Here is a 17,574-nt window from a genome sequence, read left to right as displayed (position 1 = left end):
CTTGGCAAGGGGCGTCAGACCAGCCGGTCGGCAGGTGGGCAGGCGCGCATCGGCACCGGGCAGGTCACGGGGGCGTCATGGCCGACGATGACAAGCTCGCGCGCGGTGATCTGGCCCGCAAACCAGGCCGCCAGCGCCACCGCGTCGCGCAGCGCGCCGGTGGGCCCCTGGGTCGCATCGAGCACGATCTTCGACGGTGCCCAGACGCAGACCTGGTCGTTCTTCATCGCCCAGTCCAGTTCGGTGCGTGTGGCGACCACCTTGGCGCGGGAATCCCGTGCGGCAAGGATCCAGCCGTTCTGCTCGATCGCCAGAAGATCGATGCGGCGCTGAACCAGCGGATGGCCCACCTGCGGCAGCGGCTGGTCATGCGGACCGACGCAGAAGATCAGCGGCGCGCCGTCGGCCCGGCACTGGTCGATCCAGTCGGGCAGGCGCGGATCGGCGATGGCGGCGTTCGACAGGTATACGACCCGGGGATGCGGCCGTAAGGCGGCCCGTTCGTCCAGCCGCGAGCCCAGTTCCCGCCGCGAGCGGACGATCTCGACGCCAAGCGCGCCCGGTCCGCGATCCAGCTTTTCAATGCGGATGAACACCCGCAGCGCCTGCGGTTCGAGAAGGATACGCTCGGCGATGCGTTCGGCCAGCGTCTCGAGGAGGTTGAGGCGTTCGGCCTCGAGCTCGTTCGAGATGGCCTCGGTCACCCGATCATATGACAGGATGCGGTCGACATCGTCGTCGATGGGCTGGGCGATGGGGCGCACCTCGACCACGACGTTGAAGCAGATGCGCTGGGTGATGCCACGCTCGGCCTGGAAAGCGCCGATCTCGACCTCGCGCACATGGTCGCGCAGCGAGATGCGGTCGCGGGGATCGTCGCCTGCCGTGGCGATTGCGCGCTCGGACGGGTGCGAAAAGGCCAGGCGGATTTCAGAGGCCATGTGGCAGTCTCCGGGCAGCGATCAGGGTTGCCCGTGCTTAGACCATGGCGCGCCCGATCGCCACCGGAACCCGGCGTGTGCCGGACCGGTTGCGACACGGGGGCCTGGTTTCAGCGGCTCGAGAGGCGCACCGGTTCCTTGTAGAAACGATGCACGCCGATCTGGGCCGTCATCGGGAACTTGCGCGCCCAACGGGGCGACACGGCGGTGGTGTGGTAGTGCGTCGCACCTTCGGTCAGATTGCGCGGTGCCCCTTCGAGGATCAGGCGCGCGATCTTGCCGACGCGGCGGAAGGCGCCCTTTTCGTTGATGGTTTCCGGGATGCCATCGCAGTTATAGCTGAACTGGCAGGCATATTTCCGGCCGCTCGATGCGCCCTGGCCCACGACACCGCAGACGGAGCCGGGATAATTTGCGCTGTCGACGCGGTTCATGATCACCTCGGCGACGGCGAACTGGCCCTTGACCGTCTCGCCGCGCGCTTCGAAGTACAGCGCTTCGGACAGGCACTCCCATTCAGCGCCGCCGGTGCGGAAATTCTGGGCATCGAGCCAGCCGCGGTTGTATTGCATGGCCTTCACGCCACCCTCGGGGGCGGGGGTGACCAGACGTTGCAGATGCGCCGACGCGGCCGCGTTCAGATTGCGGCTCTCCTGGTTCAGCACTTTTCCCATGTTGGTCTCTTTGAGCTCGGCATGCACAGGCACGGCGGCAAGCAAGATCATCGCCGCTGCCAGTTTCATAATGCGACCCATTTAGACACCTCTTACACAATTTCGAACCGGACGGACCTCCGTCCAAACCTCGGCGGGTCGTATGAAAATTTCGTCAAGGCGTCTAGTTTAGCCCTTGTGCGATGGGCCGATATCCGCCCATTTGCCACGAATCAAACCGGGGGTTCCCGCGCAAATCGCTAGGATCGTTCGATTTTATCGCGGATCGCGGCCTGGGCGGCAGCCAGCCGCGCCACCGGAACCCGGAACGGCGAACAGCTGACATAGTTCATTCCGAGGCTTCGGCAGAAGTGAATCGATTCGGGATTCCCGCCGTGTTCGCCGCAGATCGAGACGATCACCTCCGGATTCGCGGCGCGCGCCCGATCGAATCCGATGGTCAGCAATTCGCCGACGCCTTCACGGTCGAGGTGGTGAAACGGGTCCTCTTCGAAGACATTCAGCCGGACATAATCCGACATGAACCGCCCGGCATCGTCGCGGGACAGGCCGTAGGTCATCTGCGTCAGATCGTTGGTCCCGAAGCTGAGGAAGTCGACATGCGGCGCGATGTCGCCGGCAATCAGACAGGCGCGCGGGGTTTCGACCATGACGCCCAGCCGGTAGGTAAACTCCCGTCCGCGCTTGGTGCGCACGGCGCTGGCCACCGCATCGATCCGCTGGCGGACGATCTCGACCTCGCGACGGGCCGACACCAGCGGGATCATGATCTCGGGCACGACGGGGTCGTCCTTGCCGCTGGCATCCAGCGTCGCCTCGAAGATCGCGCGGGCCTGCATGTCGTATATCTCGGGGACGGTGATGCCCAGCCGGACACCGCGCATGCCCAGCATGGGGTTGTATTCGCCCATCGACTCGACGCGCCGCGTCACTTCCGACACGGGCATGTTCAGCGCCTCGGCCAGATCGCGCAGCCCGGCGCGGTCGGTGGGCAGAAATTCGTGCAGCGGCGGGTCGAACAGGCGGATGCACACGGGCTTGCCCGACATGATCGAGAACAGTTCCCGGAAATCCGCGCGCTGCATCGGCAGCAACTGATCCAGCGCCGCGCGGCGGTCCTCGGGGGTGGCGGCGAAGATCATCTCTTGCATGACGGTCAGGCGACCGGGGTCGAAGAACATGTGCTCTGTGCGGCAGAGGCCGATGCCCCCGGCGGCAAAATCGCGCCCGGTCTGGGCATCCTCGGGGGTCTCGGCGTTGACGCGGATCAGCATGTCGCGTTCCGCATCGGCCCAGTCCAGCAGGGTACGGAAGGCATCGTCAAGCTTGGCCCCGAGCATCCTGGGCGCCCCGGCAAGGATTTCGCCCGCCGTGCCATCAACGGTGATCACGTCGCCTTCGCGGAACACCCGGCCATCCGCCGCGGTGATCTGCTTGCGCCGGGGATGAAAACGCATCGCACTGGCCCCGACCACGCAGGGCCGCCCCATGCCGCGCCCGATCACCGCGGCGTGGCTGGTCATGCCGCCGCGCTCGGTCAATACCGCGACCGAGGCATGCATGCCGCGCACGTCCTCGGGCGAGGTTTCGCGCCGCACCAGGATGCACGGTTCCTCGCGCGCCGCCGACGCCTGTGCGGCGCTGGCGGAAAACACGATCCGCCCGGTGGCCGCCCCCGGACTGGCCGCGATGCCGCGCCCGATCGGATCGCGCGGGGCAGTGGGGTCGACCTGCGGGTGCAACAGCACCGACAGCGCCTGCGGCTCGATCCGCATCACCGCCTCCTGCGGGGTGATGATGCCGTCTTCGCACAGACGCACCGCGATGCGGATGGCGGCGGAATGGCTGGCCGGAACCACGACCCCGTCGAGGATATACAGCGCGCCGTTCTCGATGGTGAACTCGACCTGCATCTCGGTCCTGAGCCGCTGGCGCATCTGCGCCGCGTATTCGACCAGCTTGGCGAAGGCCTCGGGGGCGCGTTCCTGCAGCGACGGACCGCGCGGGTCCAGCTCGAGATACAGCGCGCGTTTGCCGGCCTCGAGCGCGTCGCGGCCCTGGCTCTGGCTCAGGTAGCGCCCGGTGACCTGCGGCAGGCCGGTTTCGGGATCGACCAGTTGCAGCACGCCGGATCCCGACTCGCCGCGTCCGAAACCCAACGCCATGTCCTGCACCGCAAGGCCAAGCCCGGCATCCATCGGCGCGCCCTTGGCCTCGCGCAAGAGCCGCGCCGACACGCTTTCCCAGCTGCGCGCCATGGACCGCAGCACTTCGGCCAACTGGGTGGCGGGGTCCTGGGGGAAGGGCTCTTCGGCCTCGTCCTCGTAGGCCCGCAGCGACCGTTCGAGCGCGTCGGGCTCGTCCGCCGCGATCTCGTCGAAGGCGTCGGGATCAAGCCGCGCGACATGCACCGCATAAGTCTGGACCCAGCGGCGATACAAGGCCCGCGCCGCGTCTTCGCCCAGGGTTTCGGACATCCGCGCACAGGCCGCGTCGTTCATCCCTATATTGAGCATCGTCGTCGGGCCACCCCAGTCCGGGTCCTCCGAGGATGGGCGCACGCAGACCAGCGCGCCCGGCTCGAACACCGACAGCAGCAACTCGGTGTCGGGGATGCGCCCCAGCGCGATGGCCTTGACGGTGTCGAAGGACAGCGCGACCGTGCGCGGCACCGGCAGCTTGAGCCGCACCAGCCGCTGCAGGCACTTGGCCCGCCCGCCATGGGTGCCCGGCAGGATGGGCGCGGTCGGCGTGATCAGCGTGATGTGCCGGTCCAGCTTGAACGACGCTTCGTTGAGGTATTTCTGCACTGCGGCAATCCTTCGAATTGGCCGCAGGATACGCCTCATTCCCGGTGAGGCAAGCGCGGTGTCGGGCCAGGATGCCGCAGGAGGCGTCAGGCCTCGAGTTTTGTCAGATCGGCAACCTTGAGGCAGATGGTGCGGATCTGCGACAGCAGGTTGAGCCGGTTGCGGCGGAGGATCTCGTTCTCGGTATTGACCTGCACGGCCTCGAAGAAGGCATCAAGCTCGGGCCGGATCGCCGCCATCGCGGCCATTGCGGCGGGAAAGTCCTCGGCCTGCATGGCAGGGCCGATTTTTGCATCCGCCGCGGTCAGCGCCGCGAACAACGCGCGTTCGGCGTCGGTCTCGGCCAGTTTCGGGTTGGCCCCGAAACTGTACTCGACACCATCCTTTTCCTCGGCCTGGGTCAGGATGTTGTTGGCGCGCTTGAACCCCTGAACGAGGTTTTCGCCGTCCTCGGTTCCCAGCACGTCCTGCAACGCGCGGGCGCGCTTGACCAGAAGGGTGATGTCGTCGGCGTTGTCCATTGCAAGGCAGGCGTCGATGACGTCATGGCGGATGCCTTCGCCCTTGAGATAGACCTTGAGGCGGTCGTGGAAGAAGGCGCGGAGGTCGTCGATATCGGCAAAGCCTTCCTTGCGGGGGCCCGCGATGTCATTCGCCTTCTGGAACAGGTGATCGAGTGACACCCTGTGGTCGCCGTCCAGCAGCAACCGGATCACCCCCAACGCCGCGCGGCGCAGCGCGAAAGGGTCCTTCGAGCCGGTGGGCTTTTCGTCGATGGCCCAGAATCCCGCCAACGTGTCGAGCTTGTCGGCCAGCGCCACGGCGACCGAGACGGGCGCTGTCGGCACGTCGTCGGAGGGGCCGAGCGGCGAATAATGTTCCTCGCAGGCGGCGGCGACCTCGGGGGGCAGGCCTGCAGCGTCACTGTAATAGCGGCCCATAAGCCCTTGCAATTCCGGAAATTCATACACCATTTCCGAAGACAGATCGGCCTTGGCCACGCGTGCCGCCTGTTCGACGAGATCGGCATCGGCGCCCATGGCGGGCGCAATTTCGCGCGCCAGTGCCGCGATCCGGTCGATCCGCGCCTTCTGGCTGCCCAGCTTGTTGTGGAAGGTGACGTTTTCCAACTGATCCAGCCAGGGCTGCATTCTGGCATCCGTTGCGATCCGCAGGTCGTTTTCCCAGAAGAACTTCGCGTCCGACAGCCGGGCCGCCAGCACCTTCTGGTTGCCCGCCAGGATCGTGCGCCCGTGATCCGCGGTTTCGCGGTTGGCCACGGTGACGAACCGCTCGATCCGCCTGGTCCTGGGATTGCGCACCGAGAAGAACTTCTGGTGCTCCTTCATCGACGTCATCAGCACCTCGGGCGGCAGGTCGAGGAAGTCCGCGCCAATCTCGCCCATCAGCACCACCGGCCATTCCACAAGCCCCGCCACTTCCGCCAGAAGACCCTTGTCCTCGACCACCTCCATGCCAGCGGCGAAGGCCGCGTTGGTGGCGTCGTTCCAGATTGCCTCGGCCCTCTCGGCGGCATCGAGAACGACGTAAGCGCGCTTGAGCTTTGCCGCGTAATCCTCGAAGGACACGACGGAAAACGCATCCGGCGCCATGAAGCGATGGCCCTCGGTCACGTCGCCCGCCTTGATGCCGTCGACGTCCAGCGGCACGATCTCGGCCTCGCCCGCGTCATTGGTCAGAATGCACAGGATGCGGTGCAGGGGGCGCACCCAGCGCAGGCTGCCCGCGCCCCAGCGCATGGATTTCGGCCAGGGGAAGGTGCGGATGGTGTCTTCCAGCACCTCGGCCACGATGTCCGCAGCCGGGCGGCCCGGCTTTTCGATCACCGCGTAGAACACCCGGCCTTTCTTGTCGTCGCGCTCCTGCAGGTCTTCGCGTGCCACGCCGGCCCCGCGCAAAAAGCCCTCGATGGCCTTGTCGGGGGCGTCGACCTTGGGGCCCTTGCGTTCCTCGCGGGTGGTCGGCGATCGGGCCAGCAGACCCTCGAGCGCCAGTGTCAGCCGCCGGGGTGTGGCGAAAGCGCCCGCGTGGGCATAGGTCAGACCGGCCTCGACCAGCCCGTCGGTCACGCGCTTTTTCAGATCTTCCGCAGCCCGGGCCTGCATGCGCGCGGGGATTTCCTCGGAGAAGAGTTCAATCAGAAGGTCGGGCATCGGCCACTCCGCTAGGGCGTTATCTCGCTGCTTTGCGCGGGATAACGGGGCGGGCGGCAGAGGTCCAGCGCTTAGCGGGCCGCAGCGGTGTCGGCCTGGGACCGGGCTTCCTGCATCGCGCGGGTGGCCAGCGTTTCGACGTCCAGCCCGTCGCGGGCGGGCAGCACGCGGAACCACGCCTCGACCAGGTTCTCGACCGCAAAGCACAGCAGGCCCAGACCGGCGACGCTCAGCATCACCCGACCGTAGGGGGCGGCACCGATTTCGCGCAGCGCATCGCCCATGCCACCCGCGTTATCCGGTGAATAGGTCAGCGCCGCGAGGCCCAGAAGCCCCCCGATCACCGCGATCAGCGCGCCCTGGGCGATGATCCCGATGCGCAGGACCGGGGCCAGCCTTCGGGTCAATGTGGTGACGCGGATATGCTCTTTGTATTTCTTGGCCCAGCCCTTGTAGATATAATACAGCCCGACCGCGAAGACCGCGATACCCAGCGCCAGAAGCAGCCAGCGTCCAAAGGGCAGGGCGAGCACCTCCTGCGTCCAGCTGCCGCCCGACTCGTCGTCTTCCGGGATCAGGTCCAGCACCGACGCCCCGAGAAAGGCGTGCAGCGCGCCGGTCACCACGAGCCCGCCGCGTGCAAACAGGCCCGAAGGATCGTCGCCCCGCCGCTCGAGATCAAGTGCCGCGGCCACGAAGCGCCAAACGGCATAGGCGAACAATCCGAATGCCACCGCCCAGATGACGACAAATCCCATGGGGGCCGCGCGCAAGTGGCTGACAGCGTCGGTGGTGCCTTCGGCGGCACCGCCCCGAATCGCGGCGCTGAGCGCGAGCGCGCCGACAATGGCGTAGGTTACGGCGCGCGCGGTATATCCCGCCCGCATGACCGGCACGACCCAGGCCGGGGCTCTGTTGTCAGGCATGTTCCGGTCCCTTTCGTGCACTCCCTGTCAGGGATAGCGCGCGAAACGGCAGACGGTTCCCGCTAAATCAGTCGCGCGCCGGGCAATCGTCCCCGAGCGGCGTGCCGTCATAGGTCTTTTCGCCGCAGTCGTTGATCTCTTGCCAGATGTAGCCGCGCCCGTCCTCGGTCAGGGCCACCACCCGGTCGATGCCGAACTCGATGTTGCGTGCAACGGTGAAGACCTCGGCGCGCCCGTTCTCCATCAGCGCGGCAATCGCCCCGGCGTCGAAGCAGTCGAACCAGCCCGGGGCATTGCGCGGTGCGGCGTTGGGATAGGGCTGTGCCGCCAGGTCGCCGGGGCGCAGATCGGTATCGAAACAGGCCCGGAACCGGATCGGAGAGCTGTCGGCGTCGATGCCCTCGAAGTTGCGCACGGGCACGGTGATCTGGCCGCCATCGGTGCCGAGCACGGTGATCGCATCGCGCGGGTCCACGTCCTCGTAATAGGCGTAGACCTGCAGGTAATACATCGCGGCACCGGCAATGAGCGCCGAGACAAAGATGAGGATCGTCAGTATTTTTCCGGTCACGCGCTGTCCTGTTCTGCAATGCGGGGGGCCGGGCGCGGCGCCCGGGGTGACGGGCTCAGGCCGCGGCACCGCCCGCTTCGGTCGTCACGAAGGCATCGGCGCACATCTTCGCCAGGGCCCGGACCCTTCCGATATAGGCCTGCCGCTCGGTCACGGAAATGACCCCGCGCGCATCGAGCAGGTTGAACAGGTGCGACGCCTTGATGCACTGGTCATAGGCGGGATGCGCCATGACGATGCGCCGCCCGGTCTTGGGATCGTCCTCGGGGGCGTCCAGCAGGCGCTGGCATTCGGCCTCCGCATCCTCGAAGTGGCGCAGCAGCATCTCGGTCGATGCGTGATCGAAGTTGTGGCGGCTGTATTCCTGCTCGGTCTGGCGAAAGATGTCGCCGTAGCGCAGCGGGATCGGCGCGTCGGGGGCGTTGAACGGCATGTCCATGACGTGATCGACGCCGAGGACGTACATCGCCAGACGTTCGAGCCCGTAGGTCAGCTCGCCCGAGACGGGGTGGCAGTCATGCCCGCCGACCTGCTGAAAATAGGTGAATTGCGACACTTCCATGCCGTCGCACCAGACCTCCCATCCGAGGCCCCAGGCCCCCAGGGTCGGGCTTTCCCAGTCGTCCTCGACGAAACGGACGTCGTGCAGGGCCAGGTCGATCCCGATCGCCGCGAGCGAGCCCAGGTAGAGCGCCTGCAGGTCCGGTGGCGAGGGTTTGATGATGACCTGGAACTGGTAGTAATGCTGCAGCCGGTTGGGGTTTTCGCCGTAGCGGCCATCGGTGGGCCTGCGCGACGGCTGCACATAGGCCGCGGCCCAGCTTTTGGTGCCAAGCGCGCGCAGGGTCGTTGCCGGGTGGAAGGTGCCGGCGCCCACTTCCATGTCATAGGGTTGCAGAACGGCGCAGCCCTGCGTCGCCCAGTAGGTCTGAAGCCGCAGGATGATCTCCTGAAAGCTCTTGGGCTTGTCGCTTGCGTCCATGTGATCCCCGCTTGTGTGGCTGGCGCTTGATTAGGACGCCACAACTCGGGGGTCAATTGCAGCTCCGACCAATAATTATTGCAACCCTGACCAATAATTGAGGTGCGCAAGGCCTGCGATTTGCTAGAGATGACGCAAGCCGGACCTGCAAATGGCCAAGGCCACCGATAGACCAAACAGACCAAGGGATTGCTTGACACATGATACGCTCCGTTCTGATGGCGGGCAGCGCGCTCTGGATATTGACCGGGGCAGCCGCGGCGCAAGAGGCCTATTTCATTCAGATCGAGGCGCATCCCGCCCTCAGTACCGCCGAGGGGCGCGCGCGTCTGTTCGCGTCCCGATTGCCCGATGTGAACGGGTTTTCGCTCGGGGCGGGCTGGTACGGCATCGCGCTTGGTCCCTATAACGAAGCGCAGGCCGACCGCTTGCGCCGCGATCTGCGCCGTCAGGGCCTGATCCCGTCGGACAGCTATATCGAAGAAGCCGAGGAATACGCCCAACGGTTCTTCCCGGTGGGGGCCGGTGCGATCCAGTCACCGGCAACCGCCCCGGTCGAGGCCGATGAGCCACCGCAAGGGGGCGAGGAGGTGGTCGCCGAGACGCCCGCACCCACGCCGGAAGACCCGGGCGAAACGGTGGCCGAGGCGCGCCGCTCCGAGGCGCGGCTGACCCGCGACGAACGCGCCGGTCTGCAGGTCGCGCTGCAATGGGCGGGCTTCTACGAAGGCCGCATCGATGCCGCCTTCGGGCGCGGCACCCGTGGCTCCATGGCGGGCTGGCAAGAGGCCAACGGCTTCACACCCACCGGCATCCTGACGACGCGCCAGCGCACCGAATTGCTGCGCCAGTACAACGCCGTGCTCGACGGCATGCAGATCCAGCGCGTCGCGGACCGCCGCGCCGGGATCGAACTCGACCTGCCGATGGGCGTGCTCGCCTATGCCCGCGCCGAGGCTCCCTTCGTGCATTACGACGCCACCGGCGATCTGGCGGCGCGCGCGCTGCTGATCTCGCAGCCCGGCGACCGGCAAACGCTCTACGGTCTTTACGAGATCATGCAGACGCTCGACATCGTGCCGCTGACCGGCGACCGCGAACGGCGCCGCGACAGCTTTACCCTGACCGGGGCGAATGCCCGCATCGTCAGCCACACCGAAGCGCGGCTCGAGGATGGCGTGATCAAGGGCTTCACGCTGATCTGGCCCGCCGGCGACGAGGAACGTCGCAGGCGCATCCTTGGCATCATGCAGGATAGCTTCAGACCGCTCGACGGCATCGTGCTCGATCCGGCGACGCTGTCGGGCGATACCCAATCCATCGACCTCGTGGCCGGTCTGCAGGTGCGCCAGCCCAAGGCCGTGACCTCGGGGTTCTTCGTCGATACGCGCGGTCATGTGCTGACCGCCGCGGGTGGCGTGGAAAGCTGCGGCCGGATCACCCTCGACGAGACGACCGAGGCGCAGGTCGTGGCATCCGACAACGGCATCGCCATCCTGAAGCCCGACACCCCGCTGTCGCCGCGCGAAGTCGCGGTCTTCCGCGTCGATGCGCCCCGGTTGCAATCCGAAGTGGCGATCGCGGGCTTTTCCTATGGCGGCGTGCTGGGCGCGCCGACGCTGGCCTTCGGCACCCTGGCCGATCTCAAGGGTCTGAACGGCGAGGCCGGGATTGCGCGGCTTGCGGTCGCGTCCAATGACGGCGACGCGGGCGGGCCGGTATTCGATGGCGGCGGTGCCGTGGTGGGCATGCTGGTGCCGCAGGCCACCGAGGGGCGTCAACTGCCCGAGGGCGTCAGCTTCGCCACCGCATCAGAGCGCCTGATCGCGATGTCCGCCGGGGCAGGGGTGACCGTCGAAACCGGACGTGGCGACGCCTTCATGGCCCCCGAGGACCTGACCCAGGTCGCCCGCGCCATGACCGTACTGGTGTCCTGCTGGGAGTGAGGCACGCCCGGAAAACGCGCCGGTGGCGCGTTTTCAGTGCCGAACACCCTGAGCCCCTGCGAAGGGTCAGCACGCCCGGCCGAACACCCTGAGCCCCTGCGAAGGGTCAGCACGCCCGGCCGAACACCCTGAGCCCCTGCGAAGGGTCAGAACGCCCGGGCGAACACCCTGAGCGTCTGCGAAGGGTCAGCATGTGCCCAGGCCCCGCGCAAACGCTCCGCCCCACATAATGACGCCCCCGGAAGCACTCCGGGGGCGTCTTTCGTCTCAGGTCCTGGCGCCGCGTCGCGCCGCGAAGCCGGTCAGTTCTTGGCCTTGTCGACCATCTTGCCGGCCGAGATCCAGGGCATCATTCCGCGCAGACGCTCGCCGACCTGTTCGATCTGGTGCTCGTCGTTGAGTCGGCGGGTGGCCTTGAACATCGGCTGACCGACGGTGTTTTCCTGCATGAAGTCCCGCACGAAACGGCCGTTCTGGATGTCGGTCAACACGTCCTTCATGCGCTTCTTGGTTTCGTCGTAGGGCAGAATGCGCGGACCCGAGACATATTCGCCGTATTCGGCGGTGTTGGAGATCGAGTAGTTCATGTTGGCGATGCCGCCTTCGTAGATCAGGTCCACGATCAGCTTCACTTCGTGCAGGCATTCGAAATAGGCCATCTCGGGCTCGTAGCCTGCCTCGACCAGGGTCTCGAAACCCATGCGGATCAGTTCGACCAGGCCACCGCAAAGCACGGCCTGCTCACCGAAGAGATCGGTTTCGCATTCCTCGCGGAAGTTGGTCTCGATGATACCGGACCGCCCGCCGCCGATCGCCGAACAATAGCTCAGGCCCAGTTCCAGCGCGCGACCCGTGGCGTCCTGGTGGACCGCCACCAGGCAGGGCACGCCGCCGCCCTTGGAATATTCGCCGCGCACGGTGTGGCCGGGACCCTTGGGGGCCATCATGATCACGTCGACGCCCGCCTTGGGCTCGATCAGGCCGAAATGCACGTTGAGACCATGGGCAAAGGCAATCGCCGCGCCTTCGCGCAGGTTGTCATGGACGTATTTCTTGTAGGTCTCTGCCTGCAGCTCGTCGGGCATGGTGAACATGATCAGGTCGCACCAGGCCGCGGCTTCGGCGATGCCCATGACCTTGAGGCCCTCGCCTTCGGCCTTGGCCGCCGAGGCCGAGCCTTCACGCAGCGCCACGACGACGTTCTTGGCGCCGGAATCGCGCAAGTTCAGCGCATGGGCGTGGCCCTGCGAGCCATAGCCCAGGATCGCCACTTTCTTGTCCTTGATCAGGTTGATGTCGCAATCGCGGTCGTAATAAACGCGCATGTCTGGCGCTCCTTGTCTGGTTGTGATGTGTGCAATCTAGCCATCCGTCGGCGATAGCGGTTGCGTTTTTCCGGCGTATTTCAGAAAATGGAAAGACATCATGCGCGCATCTTGCAAAAAGCGGAAACTTCATGCTTGACGATACGGACAGACGCATCCTGCGCCAATACCAGGCCGCGCCGACACTTTCCGGCCAGGAGCTTGCGGTTCGGGCGGGCGTGACGGCCACCACGCTGACCCGCAGGCTGGAGAAGATGCGGGCAGCAGGGGTGCTGCGCGGCGCACGCGCGGTGATCGACTGGAGCGCCCTTGGCTACACGGTCGAGGTGTCGTTGCGGGTGACGCTCGACAAGTCGGTGGCCACGGCGTTCGAGGAATTTGCGGCAGCCGCGCGGGCGGTTCCCGAAGTGCTGGAAATCCAGACATTTCTCGGCCAGGTCGACGTCCGCCTGTCGGTGATCGCGCGGGATCTTGCGCATTACCAGATCCTCTACCGCGAGAAGCTGCTGGCGTTGCCGCATATCACGGATCTAGAAGCGTTGATGCATATCGCGCGGGTGAAACACGACGAAAGCCTGCCTCTGTGATGCGGTGGGGTTGCAGGAACGGGGCGTTGCGATGATCGAGCTTGACGCCACGGATCGTGACATCCTGCGCGCGCTGAGCGCAGAGGCGGACCTGTCGGCGGGTGCGCTTGGTCGCAGGCTGGGACTGTCGCAGCCGGCCGCCTGGCGTCGCGTCAAGCGGCTCAGGGATGCGGGCGCGTTGCGCGGGGCGCGGCTCGATCTCGATGCGCAGAAGCTTGGCTTCGGTGTGACCGTATTCCTGGGCGTGAAGCTGGGAACCAAGGGGCAGGCGTCGCTCGGGGATTTCGAACGCGCGGTATCGGCCATTCCCGAGGTACAGACGGTCGAACATGTGCTTGGGCTGTACGATTACCGCCTGCGTGTCGTGGCGCGCGACCTGTCGGATTTCGAGCGGGTCCTGCGCCGCCGCATCATGACACTGCCGGGAGTTGCCTCGCTCGACGCCAACGTGCTCTTGTCCGAAGAGCGCCGTCCCGGGCCGATCGGCTAGCCCCCTTGCGACAAGATTGAATTTGCCGTCCGCGCCGCGCCGCGCTACCCACAGACACAAGCAAAGGAGACAGGACACATGGCGCTTCTCGACACCGTCGATCCATCGGGCCTCGAAGAATTCTCGGTCGTGTTCACCGACCGCTCGCTCAATCACATGAGCGCCGCGTTTCAGGAGGTCATGCGCGACATCTCGGAGATGCTGCGCGAGGTCTACAATGCCGATGCGGTGGCGCTGGTGCCGGGCGGCGGCAGCTTCGCGATGGAAGCCGTGGCGCGGCAGTTCGGACAAGGCGCGGACGCGTTGGTGGTGCGCAATGGCTGGTTCTCCTACCGCTGGTCGCAGATCTTCGAGGCGGGCGGCTTCGGCGGCGAGACCCATGTGATGAAAGCGCGGCGCATGGGCAACGCGGTGGACGCGCCCTTCGCCCCGGCCGAGCTTGACGCCGTGCGGGCGCGGATCCGGGAGACCGCGCCCGGCCTGGTCTTCGCGCCGCATGTGGAAACCTCCGCCGGCATCATTCTGCCCGACGACTACATCAAGGGGCTGGCGGAGGCCGCGCATGAGGTCGGCGGTCTCATGGTTCTGGACTGCGTCGCCAGCGGATGCGCCTGGGTCGACATGAAGGCCACGGGCGTCGACGTGCTGATCTCGGCGCCGCAGAAGGGCTGGTCCTCGACGCCGTCGGCGGGGCTGGTGATGCTGTCGGAACGGGCCTTGGCCCGGATGGAGGAGACGGATGCGCACAGCTTCGCCATCGATCTGAAGAAGTGGCGCGCGATCATGGCGGCCTATGAGGGCGGCGGTCACGCCTATCACGCCACCTTGCCGACGGACGGGCTGCGGGCCTTTCGCGACACGATGCGGGAAAGCCGCGATTTCGGGTTCGAAAAGCTTCGCCAGGCACAGTTGCAGCTTGGCGGTCGCGTGCGCGCCCTTCTCGCCGACAAGGGCGTGCGCTCTGTTGCCGCCGACGGCTTCGGTGCCCCGGGCGTGGTGGTCAGCTACACTGACGACCCCGAGGTGCAATCGGGCCGGGTCTTTGCCAGGCACGGTATGCAGATTGCCGCCGGGGTGCCGTTGCAATGCGACGAACCCGCGGGCTTTTCGACCTTTCGCCTGGGGTTGTTCGGGCTCGACAAGCTCTACGACGTCGATGGCACCGTGACGCGACTAAGCCGGGTCCTCGACAAGGTATTCTGATCTCGCCGCCGCGGGTATCGCCGCGTCCCGCCTCCGCCTTTCCATTTTCCAAATACGCAAATCCCGACCGTGCCGCACAGGACGCGGTCGGGGTCATCCCTTCCGGCGGACAAGCCCCCGCGCCGGATCGTAACCCCAGAGCGCCAATGCACCGAAACCCACCAGGGCCAGGACGGTCCAGAGCAGGGCCGCACCGTTCCATTGCAGATACAATGCGAAGCGGATCAGCTCGACCGCGTGGGTAAAGGGGTTCACGGCGCAGATATCGTGCAGCAGTTCGGAGCTTTCGGCCATCTTCCACAGCGGATAAAGCGCCGAGGACAGAAAGAACATCGGGAAGATCACGAAGTTCATCACACCCGCGAAATTCTCCAGCTGCCGGATCAGCGACGACAGGGCCAGACCCAATGCGCCCAGCATCAGCCCCGCCAGCGTCAGTGCGGGCAGGGCGGCGAAATAGCCCCAGGACGGCAGCACGATATCGAACAGCGCCGCGATCGCGAGAAAGACATAGACCTGCACCAGCGAAATCATTGTCGCCCCCACCAGCTTGCAGAACAGCAGGTACCCGCGCGGCAAGGGGGCCGTCAGCAGCAGGCGCATTGACCCGGTTTCGCGATCGTAGACCAGGCTCAATGCGCTTTGCATGCCGTTGAACAGCAGGATCATGCCGCAGAGGCCGGGCACGATATAGGTCTCGTAGGTGATATAGGTCTGGTAGGGCGGCAGGATCGACAGGCCCAGCGCGGCGCGAAAGCCCGCCGCGAAGACCAGGAGCCACACCAGCGGGCGCACCAGCGCGGCCAGGAACCGCTCGCGCTGATGCACGAAGCGCAACGCTTCGCGCCAGGCGATCGCGCGCAGGGCGATCAGGTAGGGGGTCATGCGGGGGCACCGGTCGTGGGCGCAGCCCCGGTAATCGACAGGAAGCGGGCGTTCAGCGATTGCGCGCTGCGGATCGCGCCTGCCGCGCCATCGGCAAGGATGCGGCCCTGGTGCAGGACGACCAACCGGTCGGTGTCGCGCACCTCGTCGGTCAGATGCGTGGCCCAGAGCACGGTCAGCCCGTCCTCGGCGCAGAGCCGGTGGACGTGATCGGTGATCGCGGCGCGCGCGGCGGCGTCCAGCCCCACGGTCGGCTCATCCAGCAGCAAGACCTCCGGCGCGTGCAGCAGCGCCCGGGCGATCTCGGTCCGTCGCTTGTGGCCGCCATTGAGGCTGCGGGCCTTTTCCCCGGCGCGCTCGGCAATGCCCAGACGGTCGAGCGCGGCGTCGATCCGCAGCGCGGCGTCGCGGCCAGACAGCCCGTGCAGTGCGGCGAAATATGAAAGGTTCTGCCGGATGGTCAGGTCGAGGTCGAGCGTCGTGCTCTGAAACACCACCCCCATCCGCGCCAGCGCCGCCCGGGGCGTGCGCGCAAGGTCGTGCCCGGCGATGCGGATCTGGCCTTCGGGGGCGGTGAAAAGCCGCGTCATCAGCGCGAACAGCGTTGACTTGCCCGCGCCGTTGGGGCCGAGAAGCGCCGCGAACCGCCCCGGGGCGACGCTGAACGACACCTCCGACAGCGCCACCTTGCCGCCGAAGCGGTAGCTGATGCCCTTGACCTCAAGCCCGCCTGTCATGGTCCATCCCGTCTCCGCCCCGCCCCGCCCAGTTCCGCCAGAGCCTACCCAGTGCGCCGGAGCGGCGAAAGCACGACCCGTCGCGGCCCGTGTCGGCAAAAGGTCTTATATCCGGGCGCGACCGGTCTGCCTAACCTCACGTTCAAATCAAAAGGATGGTCTGCGATGAAGATGAGCGATTCCCGCGAAGTGGCCGCACCGCGCGACGTGGTCTGGGCGGCAGTGCTGAATCCCGACGTACTCAAGGAATGCGTCCCGGGCTGTACCGAGATGAGCGGCAATGCCGATGACGGGTTCGAGGCCACCGTGGTCCAGAAGGTCGGCCCGGTGAAGGCGACCTTCAAGGGCCATGTCACGGTTTCCGAGCGCGACGAGCCGAACAAGCTCAAGCTGTCGGGCGAGGGCAAGGGCGGAGCGGCGGGCTTTGCCAAGGGCAGCGCCGTCGTCACGCTTGAGGAAGCCGGTGAAAAGACGTTGCTGCATTACGATGTGGACGCCAATGTGGGGGGCAAGCTGGCGCAGCTTGGCTCGCGTATCATCGACGGTTTCGCCAAGAAGATGGCCGACCAGTTCTTCACCCGCCTGCAAGAGGCGATCGAAGGCCCCGCCGATCCCGACGCGGCCCCCGAGACAGAGGCCACGCCGGGCGACAAGAAAAAGGGCTGGTTCAAGCGTCTGACGACCTGAACGCGGCAAGGATCTGCCCGGTCCAAGCGTGTCCGGGCCAACAGAGACAAGGCATATCCAAGGGAGGATTTGATGACCAATGTATCCATGACCGTGAACGGCAAGACCGTCTCGGGCGAGGTCGAGGGCCGCACGCTGCTGGTCAACTTTCTGCGCGACGACCAGCACCTGACCGGCACCCATGTGGGCTGCGACACCAGCCAGTGCGGCGCCTGCGTCGTGCATGTGAACGGTGAGGCGGTGAAATCCTGTACCATCTTCGCCGCCGAAGCCGATGGCGCCGAGGTCACCACCATCGAGGGCATCGCCAACGCGGATGGGTCGCTGAACACCCTGCAGCAAGCGTTCCAGGACTATCACGGCCTGCAATGCGGTTTCTGCACACCGGGCATGGTGATGTCGGCGACAGCGCTGCTGAAAGAGAACCCCAAGCCGTCCGAGGCCGAGGTACGCGACTATCTCGAAGGCAATATCTGCCGCTGCACCGGCTATCACAACATCGTTCGTGCGATCATGGCGGCGTCCGGTCAGGACGTGCCCGCGGTCGCCGCGGAGTAGGCCCGAATACAAGTGCTGCGCGCGCCGGTTCGCGCGCCCGAAGGACATCTAGGGTGGGGAAAATTCCACCACCAAGGG

At 66.2% G+C, this 17,574-nt stretch carries 16 protein-coding genes; 6 read left to right on the top strand and 10 right to left on the bottom strand.

The genetic code is table 11. The features are described from left to right. Positions 1-14 precede the first annotated feature (14 nt). The 7 genes from ACXYMN_RS02980 to ACXYMN_RS02950 all read right to left on the bottom strand — a co-directional run bounded on the left by ACXYMN_RS02980 (position 15) and on the right by ACXYMN_RS02950 (position 9,078). Positions 15-941 (bottom strand): dihydroneopterin aldolase, encoded by a 927-nt coding sequence (locus tag ACXYMN_RS02980; RefSeq protein WP_459011928.1) that lies wholly within the window; start codon positions 939-941, stop codon positions 15-17. Positions 942-1,051: 110 nt separating this feature from the next. Next, complete coding sequence (locus ACXYMN_RS02975; protein ID WP_459012351.1) at positions 1,052-1,666, bottom strand: cell wall hydrolase; 615 nt, start codon at positions 1,664-1,666, stop codon at positions 1,052-1,054. 188 nt (positions 1,667-1,854) lie between these two features. Next, on the bottom strand, positions 1,855-4,464 hold the full coding sequence (locus tag ACXYMN_RS02970) for a putative PEP-binding protein (protein WP_459011927.1): 2,610 nt from the start codon (positions 4,462-4,464) through the stop codon (positions 1,855-1,857). A 47-nt stretch (positions 4,465-4,511) separates the two neighbouring features. Further along, positions 4,512-6,599: a glycine--tRNA ligase subunit beta gene (gene glyS, locus ACXYMN_RS02965; RefSeq protein ID WP_459011925.1), complete on the bottom strand. Its 2,088-nt coding sequence runs from the start codon at positions 6,597-6,599 to the stop codon at positions 4,512-4,514. Positions 6,600-6,670: 71 nt separating this feature from the next. Continuing rightward, on the bottom strand, positions 6,671-7,525 hold the full coding sequence (locus ACXYMN_RS02960) for a DUF1206 domain-containing protein (RefSeq protein ID WP_459011924.1): 855 nt from the start codon (positions 7,523-7,525) through the stop codon (positions 6,671-6,673). A 67-nt stretch (positions 7,526-7,592) separates the two neighbouring features. Beyond that, on the bottom strand, positions 7,593-8,096 hold the full coding sequence (locus tag ACXYMN_RS02955) for a DUF6446 family protein (protein WP_459011923.1): 504 nt from the start codon (positions 8,094-8,096) through the stop codon (positions 7,593-7,595). A gap of 55 nt (positions 8,097-8,151) precedes the next feature. Further along, positions 8,152-9,078, bottom strand: a complete 927-nt coding sequence (locus ACXYMN_RS02950; RefSeq protein ID WP_459011922.1) for a glycine--tRNA ligase subunit alpha — start codon at positions 9,076-9,078, stop codon at positions 8,152-8,154. Between the two features lie 200 nt (positions 9,079-9,278). Between ACXYMN_RS02950 and ACXYMN_RS02945 the strand changes: the two genes are divergently transcribed. After that, positions 9,279-11,024, top strand: coding sequence for a serine protease (locus tag ACXYMN_RS02945; protein WP_459011921.1), 1,746 nt, complete (start codon positions 9,279-9,281; stop codon positions 11,022-11,024). Between the two features lie 302 nt (positions 11,025-11,326). On the opposite strand, the gene ilvC is transcribed toward ACXYMN_RS02945, so the two are convergent. Further along, complete coding sequence (gene ilvC, locus ACXYMN_RS02940) at positions 11,327-12,349, bottom strand: ketol-acid reductoisomerase (RefSeq protein WP_459011920.1); 1,023 nt, start codon at positions 12,347-12,349, stop codon at positions 11,327-11,329. A gap of 131 nt (positions 12,350-12,480) precedes the next feature. Between ilvC and ACXYMN_RS02935 the strand changes: the two genes are divergently transcribed. From ACXYMN_RS02935 to ACXYMN_RS02925, 3 genes are all read left to right on the top strand, one after another. After that, positions 12,481-12,936, top strand: a complete 456-nt coding sequence (locus ACXYMN_RS02935) for an Lrp/AsnC family transcriptional regulator (protein WP_459011919.1) — start codon at positions 12,481-12,483, stop codon at positions 12,934-12,936. A 31-nt stretch (positions 12,937-12,967) separates the two neighbouring features. After that, complete coding sequence (locus ACXYMN_RS02930; protein WP_459011918.1) at positions 12,968-13,426, top strand: Lrp/AsnC family transcriptional regulator; 459 nt, start codon at positions 12,968-12,970, stop codon at positions 13,424-13,426. A 78-nt stretch (positions 13,427-13,504) separates the two neighbouring features. Further along, a complete protein-coding gene (locus ACXYMN_RS02925) occupies positions 13,505-14,629 on the top strand; it encodes an aminotransferase class V-fold PLP-dependent enzyme (RefSeq protein WP_459011917.1) in 1,125 nt (374 codons plus the stop codon). 93 nt (positions 14,630-14,722) lie between these two features. Here ACXYMN_RS02925 and ACXYMN_RS02920 read toward each other — a convergent pair whose 3' ends face one another. Continuing rightward, positions 14,723-15,514 carry an ABC transporter permease gene (locus tag ACXYMN_RS02920; RefSeq protein ID WP_459011916.1) on the bottom strand — a complete coding sequence of 264 codons (792 nt, stop codon included), beginning with the start codon at positions 15,512-15,514 and terminating at the stop codon, positions 14,723-14,725. Continuing rightward, entirely contained in the window at positions 15,511-16,251 is a 741-nt protein-coding gene (locus tag ACXYMN_RS02915; RefSeq protein ID WP_459011915.1) for an ABC transporter ATP-binding protein, read from the bottom strand. The genes ACXYMN_RS02920 and ACXYMN_RS02915 overlap by 4 nt, the downstream gene beginning before the upstream one ends. A 165-nt stretch (positions 16,252-16,416) precedes the next feature. Here ACXYMN_RS02915 and ACXYMN_RS02910 point away from each other — a divergent pair, with 165 nt between their 5' ends. After that, positions 16,417-16,938, top strand: coding sequence for a CoxG family protein (locus ACXYMN_RS02910; protein ID WP_459011913.1), 522 nt, complete (start codon positions 16,417-16,419; stop codon positions 16,936-16,938). A 72-nt stretch (positions 16,939-17,010) separates the two neighbouring features. Continuing rightward, positions 17,011-17,496: a (2Fe-2S)-binding protein gene (locus tag ACXYMN_RS02905; protein WP_459011912.1), complete on the top strand. Its 486-nt coding sequence runs from the start codon at positions 17,011-17,013 to the stop codon at positions 17,494-17,496. Positions 17,497-17,574: the final 78 nt, after the last annotated feature.

It is taken from the genome of Roseivivax sp. CAU 1753, from assembly GCF_054482575.1.
The sequence above is the reverse complement of the archived record's forward strand: the minus strand, read 5'-3'. Positions and strand labels throughout refer to the sequence as shown.

Excerpts from the sequence above, each read along its gene's own strand:
- ACXYMN_RS02980 (WP_459011928.1), bottom strand. The coding sequence starts at position 941 with ATGGCCTCTGAAATCCGCCTGGCCTTTTCGCACCCGTCCGAGCGCGCA.
- ACXYMN_RS02975 (WP_459012351.1), bottom strand. The coding sequence starts at position 1,666 with ATGATCTTGCTTGCCGCCGTGCCTGTGCATGCCGAGCTCAAAGAGACC.
- ACXYMN_RS02970 (WP_459011927.1), bottom strand. The coding sequence starts at position 4,464 with ATGAGGCGTATCCTGCGGCCAATTCGAAGGATTGCCGCAGTGCAGAAA.
- glyS (WP_459011925.1), bottom strand. The coding sequence starts at position 6,599 with ATGCCCGACCTTCTGATTGAACTCTTCTCCGAGGAAATCCCCGCGCGC.
- ACXYMN_RS02960 (WP_459011924.1), bottom strand. The coding sequence starts at position 7,525 with ATGCCTGACAACAGAGCCCCGGCCTGGGTCGTGCCGGTCATGCGGGCG.
- ACXYMN_RS02950 (WP_459011922.1), bottom strand. The coding sequence starts at position 9,078 with ATGGACGCAAGCGACAAGCCCAAGAGCTTTCAGGAGATCATCCTGCGG.
- ACXYMN_RS02945 (WP_459011921.1), top strand. The coding sequence starts at position 9,279 with ATGATACGCTCCGTTCTGATGGCGGGCAGCGCGCTCTGGATATTGACC.
- ilvC (WP_459011920.1), bottom strand. The coding sequence starts at position 12,349 with ATGCGCGTTTATTACGACCGCGATTGCGACATCAACCTGATCAAGGAC.
- ACXYMN_RS02935 (WP_459011919.1), top strand. The coding sequence starts at position 12,481 with ATGCTTGACGATACGGACAGACGCATCCTGCGCCAATACCAGGCCGCG.
- ACXYMN_RS02930 (WP_459011918.1), top strand. The coding sequence starts at position 12,968 with ATGATCGAGCTTGACGCCACGGATCGTGACATCCTGCGCGCGCTGAGC.
- ACXYMN_RS02925 (WP_459011917.1), top strand. The coding sequence starts at position 13,505 with ATGGCGCTTCTCGACACCGTCGATCCATCGGGCCTCGAAGAATTCTCG.
- ACXYMN_RS02920 (WP_459011916.1), bottom strand. The coding sequence starts at position 15,514 with ATGACCCCCTACCTGATCGCCCTGCGCGCGATCGCCTGGCGCGAAGCG.
- ACXYMN_RS02915 (WP_459011915.1), bottom strand. The coding sequence starts at position 16,251 with ATGACAGGCGGGCTTGAGGTCAAGGGCATCAGCTACCGCTTCGGCGGC.
- ACXYMN_RS02910 (WP_459011913.1), top strand. The coding sequence starts at position 16,417 with ATGAAGATGAGCGATTCCCGCGAAGTGGCCGCACCGCGCGACGTGGTC.
- ACXYMN_RS02905 (WP_459011912.1), top strand. The coding sequence starts at position 17,011 with ATGACCAATGTATCCATGACCGTGAACGGCAAGACCGTCTCGGGCGAG.